Source organism: Burkholderia sp. (genome assembly GCF_018375725.1).
Lineage (GTDB): Bacteria > Pseudomonadota > Gammaproteobacteria > Burkholderiales > Burkholderiaceae > Burkholderia.
Genome location: NZ_JAHACR010000174.1, coordinates 1 through 8836, shown reverse-complemented (window position 1 = coordinate 8836; position 8836 = coordinate 1). Strand labels below are relative to the sequence as shown.

Annotated in this window: 7 protein-coding genes; 5 read left to right on the top strand and 2 right to left on the bottom strand. The window is 68.3% G+C overall.

Annotated elements, in window-relative coordinates:
• The first annotated feature begins 133 nt into the window (after positions 1-133).
• From lipA to KH616_RS16825, 4 genes are all read left to right on the top strand, one after another.
• Positions 134-1129 (top strand): lipoyl synthase, encoded by a 996-nt coding sequence (lipA, locus tag KH616_RS16840; RefSeq protein WP_292248392.1) that lies wholly within the window; start codon positions 134-136, stop codon positions 1127-1129.
• Positions 1130-1355: 226 nt separating this feature from the next.
• Positions 1356-2372 carry a taurine ABC transporter substrate-binding protein gene (gene tauA, locus KH616_RS16835; protein ID WP_292248389.1) on the top strand — a complete coding sequence of 339 codons (1017 nt, stop codon included), beginning with the start codon at positions 1356-1358 and terminating at the stop codon, positions 2370-2372.
• Between the two features lie 27 nt (positions 2373-2399).
• On the top strand, positions 2400-3197 hold the full coding sequence (locus KH616_RS16830) for an ABC transporter ATP-binding protein (protein ID WP_292248386.1): 798 nt from the start codon (positions 2400-2402) through the stop codon (positions 3195-3197).
• On the top strand, positions 3194-4090 hold the full coding sequence (locus KH616_RS16825; protein ID WP_292248383.1) for an ABC transporter permease subunit: 897 nt from the start codon (positions 3194-3196) through the stop codon (positions 4088-4090). Before KH616_RS16830 ends, KH616_RS16825 begins: the two co-directional genes overlap by 4 nt.
• Positions 4091-4154: 64 nt before the next feature.
• Here the strand turns inward: KH616_RS16825 and ggt are convergent, their stop codons facing one another.
• Positions 4155-6050: a gamma-glutamyltransferase gene (gene ggt / locus KH616_RS16820; protein ID WP_292248380.1), complete on the bottom strand. Its 1896-nt coding sequence runs from the start codon at positions 6048-6050 to the stop codon at positions 4155-4157.
• Positions 6051-6106: 56 nt separating this feature from the next.
• A complete protein-coding gene (locus tag KH616_RS16815; RefSeq protein ID WP_292248378.1) occupies positions 6107-7069 on the bottom strand; it encodes a LysR family transcriptional regulator in 963 nt (320 codons plus the stop codon).
• A gap of 223 nt (positions 7070-7292) precedes the next feature.
• Between KH616_RS16815 and KH616_RS16810 the strand changes: the two genes are divergently transcribed.
• Positions 7293-8836, top strand: a 1544-nt coding sequence (locus KH616_RS16810) for a 3-hydroxyacyl-CoA dehydrogenase NAD-binding domain-containing protein (protein ID WP_292248375.1), incomplete at its 3' end; no start/stop codon positions are given.

Genomic DNA, 8836 nt, shown 5'->3' with positions numbered 1-8836 from the left:
GGTTTCGAGGAGGTCGAGGTGACGGCGGGCGGCCGGCCGGTGCGCACGCTGTCGCATACGCAGGCGACGCCGGGCAACAACCTCGACGGCGAACCGGCGGCCGCCGAACAGCCGCAGGCAATGGAACATTCGAATGACTGACCTTACCGCTTCTCCCGCACCGGCCGATCCGGCCTCGTCGAGCACCGCCTACGATCCGACCGCCAAGCAGAAGGCGCAGGCGAAGACCGCGCGCATTCCGATCAAGGTCGTGCCGATCGAGCGGCTGAAGAAGCCGGAATGGATCCGCGTGAAGGCGGCGACCGGCAGCTCCCGTTTCAACGAGATCAAGTCGATCCTGCGCGAGCACAACCTGCATACCGTGTGCGAGGAAGCGAGCTGCCCGAACATCGGCGAATGCTTCGGCAAGGGTACCGCGACGTTCATGATCATGGGCGACAAGTGCACGCGCCGCTGCCCGTTCTGCGACGTCGGCCACGGTCGCCCCGATCCGCTCGATGCGGATGAGCCGAAGAACCTCGCGCGCACGATCGCCGCGCTGAAGCTCAAGTACGTGGTGATCACGAGCGTCGACCGCGACGACCTGCGCGACGGCGGCGCGGCCCACTTCGTCGAGTGCATCCGCGAAGTGCGCGAGCAGTCGCCGGAAACGCGCATCGAGATCCTCACGCCGGATTTCCGCGGCCGCCTCGATCGCGCGATCTCGATTCTCAACGCGGCGCCGCCCGATGTGATGAACCACAACCTCGAAACGGTGCCGCGCCTGTACAAGGAAGCGCGCCCCGGTTCGGACTACGCGCACTCGCTGAAGCTCCTGAAGGACTTCAAGGCGCAGCATCCGGACGTCGCGACGAAATCCGGCCTGATGGTCGGCCTCGGCGAGACCGAGGAGGAAATCCTGCAGGTGATGCGCGATCTGCGCGCGCACGACGTCGACATGCTGACGATCGGGCAGTACCTGCAGCCGTCCGAGCATCATCTGCCGGTGCGTGCGTACGTGCATCCGGATACGTTCAGGATGTACGAGGAAGAGGCGTACAAGATGGGCTTCACGCACGCGGCGGTTGGCGCGATGGTGCGGTCGAGCTATCACGCCGATCTGCAGGCGCATGGGGCGGGCGTGGTCTGATCGCCAGCCCGTCTCGGCACACAAGGCCCGCAGCGATGCGGGCCTTTTGTTTTTCGATGTTGCTGCGCGACAATCGCCACCCGGCCGGACACGCGATCCAATGCGGCGTGGAAAGCAAAGCTGCAACGGCGTCGATTGCTTCGCAGGATAAGTTCGCTTCCGCTGCGCGTAAAACTCCTATAGTCGGCTCTCCTGTCGCATCGCCAGGCAACCGAAGGAGAGCCGCATGTCCCGTTTCAGCTTCATTCGCCGCGCCGTCGTCGCACTGACCGCCTTTGCCGCGCTGAGCGCCGCCCACGCCGAACCGCGCGAGGTCGTGATCGCCTATCAGGACATGGTCGTGCCGTGGCGCTATGCGCAGGTGAGCGGCGAAGTCGAGAAGGCGACCGGCTACAAGGTGACGTTCCGCAAGCTCGACAGCGGCGCGGACGTGATCCGCGCGCTCGCGTCCGGCTCGGTGCAGCTCGGCGAGGCAGGCTCGAGCCCGATCGCGGCGGGCCTGTCGCAGGGGCTCGACATCTCGCTGTTCTGGATTCTCGACAACATCAACGACGCCGAAGCGCTCGTCGCGCGCAACGGCTCGGGCGTCGCGAGCGTGGCCGCGCTGAAAGGCAGGAAGATCGGCGTGCCGTTCGTCTCGACCTCGCATTTCCATACGCTCGTCGCGCTGCAGGCGGCGGGCGTCAATCCGAACGATGTGAAGATCGTCAACCTGCGCCCGGCCGAGGTGGCGGCTGCATGGACGCGCGGCGACATCGACGCGACCTATATCTGGGATCCGGTGCTCGCGAAGGTGAAGCAGTCCGGCACGGTGCTGACGACGTCCGGGCAGGTCGCGAAGCAAAGCGGCAAGGCGACGTTCGACGGCTTTGTCGTGAACCGCAAGTTCGCACGCGATAACCCGGAATTCGTCACGCGCTTCGTCAAGGTGCTGGCTGCCGCCGACGCCGATTATCGTGCGAACGCCGCCGCCTGGAAGCCCGGCACGCCGCAGGTCGCGGCAGTCGCGAAGGCGTCCGGCGCGAATCCGCAGGACGTGCCGGCGAGCCTCGCGCTCTATGCGTTTCCGACGCTGAGCGAACAGGCGTCCCCGACATGGCTCGCCGGCGGCGCACAGTCGGGCGCGGCGAAGTCGCTTGCCGCAACGGCCGCGTTCCTGAAGTCGCAAGGCACGATCCAGACGGTGCTCACCGATTACTCGGTCGGCGTCGATCCGCAGTTCGTGCAGAAGGCGGCGCGCTGAGCGCGGCGGCTTGAAGGCGAGGCCAGGATGAGCACCCTCGAAGTCCGTCACGTATCCGTCGCGTATCCGGGCGGGCGCGGGCGCCCGGCGACACAGGCGCTTGCGCAGGTCGATCTGCGGCTCGACGCCGGCGAGTTCGTCGTCGCGCTCGGGGCGTCCGGTTGCGGCAAGACGACATTGCTGAACTGCATGGCCGGTTTCGTCGCGCCGACGACGGGCGAGGTCCGGGTCGATGGCGTACGTGTGACCGGCCCCGGCGCGGATCGCGGCGTCGTGTTCCAGAAATACGCACTGCTGCCGTGGCTCGACGTGCTCGACAACGTTGCGCTTGGCCTGCGCTTCGCGCGCGTACCGAAGGCCGAGCGCATGCAGCATGCGCTCGGGATGCTCGCTCTCGTCGGGCTGGAGCGCCACGCGCATGCGCGGGTCTACGAGTTGTCGGGCGGGATGCAGCAGCGCGTCGGCATCGCGCGGGCGCTCGCGAGCGATCCGCGTGTGCTGCTGATGGACGAACCGATGGGTGCACTCGATTCGATGACGCGCAGCGCGATGCAGGCGCTCGTGCTCGACGTCTGGGCGCGCACCGGCAAGACCGTGTTCTTCATCACGCACGACGTCGAGGAGGCGCTGTTTCTCGCGACGCGGCTCGTCGTGATGACGCCCGGGCCGGGGCGCATCGCGGAGACGTTCGACCTGCCGTTCGCGCGTCGCTACGTCGCGTCGCGCGACGCCCGTGCAGTGAAGTCGTCGCCCGATTTCATCGCCTGGCGGGAGCGGCTGATTGCGTATCTGCATCGCGACGAGGCGATCGGGGAGGTGGCATGAGTCTGCAGGATTCGTTGGCAGCCGATCGCGCGGCGACTTCCTTCGCGCCAGGCGGCGATACGGTGTCGAACCGTCCGGCCGGCGCGCGGCCGGTACGCGGCAGCCGCCGTTACCGGTTGCCCGGGCAGGGCAGGACGGCGGGGCTCAGCGCGGCGACGATCGCGGCGCTTGCCGTGCTGTGGTGGGTCGCGACGCACCGTCAATGGCTGCCGCCGCTTTTTCTTCCCACGCCGGAATCGGTGTGGGCCGCGTTCGTCGATGCGTGGCATGGCCGCATCCAGGGTGGCCTGCCGCTGTCCGAGCATCTGATGTGGAGCGCCGTGCGCGTGTTCGGCGCATTCCTGCTGGCGACGGCGCTCGGCGTGCCGGCCGGGATCCTGATGGGTGTGAGCCGCATCGCGCGCGGCATGCTCGATCCGCTGCTCGAGTTCTACCGGCCGCTGCCGCCGCTCGCGTATCTGCCGCTCGTCGTGATCTGGTTCGGCATCGACGAGACCGCGAAGCTCGCCGTGATCTTTCTGGCCTGTTTCGCGCCGGTCGCCATGGCGGCGCGCGCGGGCGTGCGCGCCGCGACGGTCGAGCAGATCAATGCCGCGTATTCGCTCGGCGGCAGCTTCGCGCAGATCGTCCGGCATGTCGTGCTGCCGGCCGCGCTGCCGGAAATCCTGACCGGCCTGCGGATCGCGATCGGCTTCGGCTGGACGACGCTCGTCGCCGCCGAGATGGTCGCCGCGACGGCGGGGCTCGGGCAGATGGTGCTCAATGCGTCGAGCTTCCTGCGTACCGACATCGTCGTGATGGGCATCCTGATCATCGGTGCGATCGCGTGGCTGTTCGATCTTGCGATGCGCCGGGTCGAGCGGCGTATCGTGCCGTGGAAGGGCAAAGGCTGAGCGAAACAAGGCACGGCGCCCGCCCGATCAGCCGTCGGCCGGGCGCCGTGCCCGCAGCGGCCGCTCAATCCCCCATCGCGATGCCCTCGCGCCGTGGGTCGGCGCCGCCGAACCAGATCGTCCGTCCCTCGACGTTCAGCCGCTGGATGCCGTGCAATCCGGAATTCATGTCGACGACCTGCACGTCGTGTCCGCGCGCTGTCAGTCCGTTCACGAGCGCCTCCGACACGCGGCCTTTCTCGAGCTGCGTCGGCCCGTTCATCGAACCGAAGTTCGGCAGCGCGATCGCCTGCTGCATCGTCATCCCCCAGTCGGTCACGCCGATCAGCGCCTTCGCGACGTGATTGATGATCGCCGGGCCGCCGGCCGAGCCGACGATCGTCGTCAACTGCCGCGTGCGCTTGTCGAAGACGAACTCGGGCGACATCGACGAGCGCGGCCGCTTGCCGGGCTGCACGCGGTTCGCGACCGGCCTGCCGTTCTCGTTCGAGACGAACGAAAAGTCGGTCAGCGTGTTGTTCAGCATGAAGCCGCGCACCATCAGCCGCGAGCCGAATGCATCCTCGATGCTGGTCGTCATCGACACGGCCTGGCCGTAGCGGTCGATGATCGCGATGTCGGATGTCGACGGCAGCTCGGGGCTGCGGTCGTCGGCCATTGCGAGCATCGCGCCCTGCGGCATGCCGGCCTGCGCGGGGCCCATGCTGTCGTCGTGGATCAGCCGCGCGCGCTGCGCGAGATAGGCCTTGTCGGTGAGGCTGGCCCAGCTGCCGCCCGGCAGCGGGACGAAATCCGGATCGGCGACGTAGCGCGCACGGTCCGCATAGACCAGGCGGCCGGCCTCGCTGAACGCGTGCGCGGCGAACGGTGTCGGCTCGAAGCCGATTTCGCTGTGCACGGGCTTTTGCGCGCCGATCTGCTGCCAGTCCGGCATCGACGCGAAGATGCCGAGCATCTGCGCGATCGCAAGGCCGCCCGATGACGGCGGCGGCATGCCGCAGACCGTCGAGCGGCGGTAGTCCGTGCACAGCGGCTCGCGCACCTTCGCCTTGTAGCGGGCGAGATCCTGCAGCGACAGCAGGCCCGGATTGACCGTCTGTTTTCTCACTTTCGTGACGATGTCGCGCGCGATCGCGCCGGTGTAGAAGGCATTCGCGCCGTGGTCGGCGATCTGGCGCAGCGCGGTCGCGAGCGGCGGGTTCTTCAGCACCGTGCCGGCGCGTTGCGGCGTGCCGTCCTTGTTGTAGAAGTACGCGCGCGCGGCCGGATCCTTCATCAGGTATGCGTCCCTGGCGAGCAGCGTCGCGAGCCGCGGACTGATCGTGAAGCCGTGCTCGGCGAGCCGGATCGCCGGCTGGAACAACCGGCGCCACGGCAGCCTGCCGTGTGCGCGGTGTGCGATCTCGAGCATCCGCAGCACGCCCGGCGTGCCGACCGAGCGCCCGCCGACGACGCCTTCGTAGAAGCTCATCGGCTTGCCGCCGGGGCCGTAGAAAAGCCGGTCGGTCGCGGCGGCGGGGGCGGTCTCGCGGCCGTCGTACGCTTGCGTCGTCTTGCCGTCGAAGTACAGCATGAACGCGCCGCCGCCGATCCCGGACGATTGGGGCTCGACGAGCGTCAGCACCATCTGCGTCGCGATCGCCGCGTCGATCGCGGTGCCGCCCGCCTTGAGCATCTCGTAGCCGGCCTGCGCGGCGAGCGGATTCGCGGCGGCGATCATGTAGCGCTGCGCGGTCCAGCCCGGCTTGTCGATCCAGCCCGACGACAGCTCGGGCGCATGTGCGGCCGCATGCTCCGAAGTCGCCGGATTCGACGCCGCGGCGGGAGCGGCGGCGTCCGCGCGGGCGGCATCCGCGCCGGCGGCGGGCGGTGCGGACGTACAGGCAGCATTGAACGCGACGAGCGCGATGGCGGCGAGCAGGGCCCACGGACGCGGGCACGGACGAATCCGGTCGAACATGGAATCCTCGGCAGGCTGAATGCGAAGGGAAGCGGTCGGCGACGGCCAGTCGCGCGCTATTGTCGCCGCGCGTCCGGCGCGTTGTCATCCGACAGGAAACCCTGACGTGCGCTGCCCGGCCCGCCACGGCCGGCCTTTCCGGCCTGTTCGAGGATGAACTCTATGAAAGTCGCCGTGGCGCGCGTGTGATGCCGGTTCGGCATGTAAAGCATGTACATGTGCGTGCCGAAGATGCTGAGCCGGTAGGCGTCGAGCGACGTGACGACCGCGCCGCGCAGCACATCGGCGTGGACCACGTAGTCCGGCACGATGCCGACGCCGAGCCCCGCGAGGATCGCCTGCCGCAGGAACAGGAAGTTCTCGGAGATCAGCGTCGGCTCGAGCAGCACCTCGTGACGCTCGTCGCCGAGATAGGCGGCGATCCGCAACTGCCGGCCCATCACCGTCGCGGTGATCAGGGGCGCGGCAGACAGCGCTTCCAGACCGGCCGGCATCCCGTGCGCGGCAGCGAACGCGGGCGACGCGCACGCAACATAGCGCACCGCACCCATGTCGCGCGCGACGAGGTTCTGCGGCGGCTCGGACATCACGCGGATCGCAATATCGACTTCGTCGCGCATCAGGTCCTCGACGCGGTTTTCGAACACCACGTCGAGCACGATGCCCGGATACAGCCGCTTGAACGCGATCAGCCATTCCGACATCACGAGCTGCCCGTAGCCGCTCGGCACCGACAGCCGCACACGGCCCTGCAGCTCCTGGCCGAGCGTCGTCACCGATTCCTGCGCGGCCAGCAGCTCGTTGCGGATGCGCCGTCCGTGCTCGTACAGCCGCAGGCCGATCTCGGTCGGCTCGATGCGCCGCGTGGTGCGCCGCACCAGCTGCTGGCCGATCGAGCGTTCGAGCTGGTTCAGCCGGTAGCTGACGTTCGCGCGGCTCATCTTCAGCCGCTGCGCGGCCTTGCTCAGATTGCCGGCGTCGAGGATCTCGACGAGCAGCGTGAGCGCATTCAGGTCCATCGCGGGAGTCTCCTTCGCCGGCCGGTTCAACGGGCCGCATGGTTTCAATGTCAAATCTGACTTGACAGCCTGTAAAGGCTGACGGGAATTGTCAATGAATCTCGATCAATCGAGAATCGAGTAAAACCCGGCGCCATGCCGGATACGTCATCACCGCTTTGCGTGGGATCGCACTCAGTGCAGAAGCACCCGGTCCGGTCGACCGCGATAGACAGGAAACCCGATGGATCAGCCACGTCCCCCAGAATCCGGCACGGTTACGCACGAACGGCGTGACAAGGTGCTCGTCATCACCATCGACCATCCGCCCGTCAATGCGTTGTCCGCGGACGTGCGCCAAGGTCTCGTCGATGCACTCGACGCCGCACAGGCCGACGCCGCGATCCATGCGGTGCTGATCGTCGGCGCAGGCCGAAATTTCATCGCGGGCGCGGATATCCGCGAATTCGGCAAGCCGCCGGTGCCGCCGTCGCTGCCCGACGTCTGCGAGCGGATCGAGTCGGGCACGAAGCCGGTGGTCGTCGCACTCCACGGCGCGACGCTCGGCGGCGGCCTCGAAATCGCGCTTGCCGCGCATTACCGGCTTGCGGTGCCCGGCGCGAAGCTCGGCTTGCCCGAAGTGCAGCTCGGCCTGCTGCCCGGCGCGGGCGGCACGCAGCGCACGCCGCGCCTGATCGGCGCGCAGGCCGCGCTCGACCTGATGCTTTCCGGCCGTCATGTGAGTGCGGAGGAAGCGCTCGCGCTCGGTCTCGTCGATCGCGTCGCGCACAGCGACGACACGCTCGCCGAAGGTCTCGCGTATGTGCAGGAACTGCTGTCGATCGGCGCGCCGGTGCGCCGCACGCGCGACGCACAGGGGCTCGCGGATCGGCAGGCCGCGCAGGCGGCGATCGACGCGGCGCGGGCCGAATTGCCGAAGAAGGCGCGCGGGCTGTTCTCGCCGGCCAGGATCGTGGATGCGGTCGAGGCCGCGCTCACGCTGCCGTTCGACGCGGGCATGAAGCGCGAGCGCGCACTTTTCCTGCAATGCCTCGACAGTCCGCAGCGCGCGGGCCTCGTGCATGCGTTCTTCGCGGAGCGAGAGGCGGCGAAGGCGCCGGAGATGCGCCGTGCGAAGGCGCGTCCGGTCGAGCGGATCGGCGTCGTCGGCGGCGGCACGATGGGCGCCGGGATCGCGGTCGCGGTGCTCGATGCCGGGCTGCCGGTGACGATGATCGAACGCGACGAGGCATCGCTCGCGCGCGGCCGTGCACACGTCGAGAAGGTCTACGAAGGCCTCGTCGCGAAGGGCCGGATGACGCCGGCCGCGCACGCGGCGCGGATGGCGCGCTTCAAGGGCAGCACGTCGTACGACGCGCTTGCGCAGGCCGACGTCGTGATCGAGGCGGTGTTCGAGGACATGGCGGTCAAACAGGCCGTGTTCGCCGAGCTCGCACGCGTATGCAAGCCGGGCGCGGTGCTGGCGACCAACACGTCGTATCTCGACATCGACCGGATCGCCGCCAGCATCGACCGTCCGTCCGACGTGATCGGCCTGCACTTTTTCTCGCCGGCCAACATCATGAAGCTGCTCGAAATTGTCGTGCCGGCGCAGGCGAGTGCGGACGTCGTCGCGACCGCGTTCGAGCTGGCGAAGCGGCTGAAGAAGACGCCGGTGCGCGCGGGTGTCTGCGACGGCTTCATCGGCAACCGGATTCTGGCGGTCTACCGCGCAGCGGCCGACGCGATGATGGAAGACGGTGCGTCACCGTATCAGATCGACCGTGC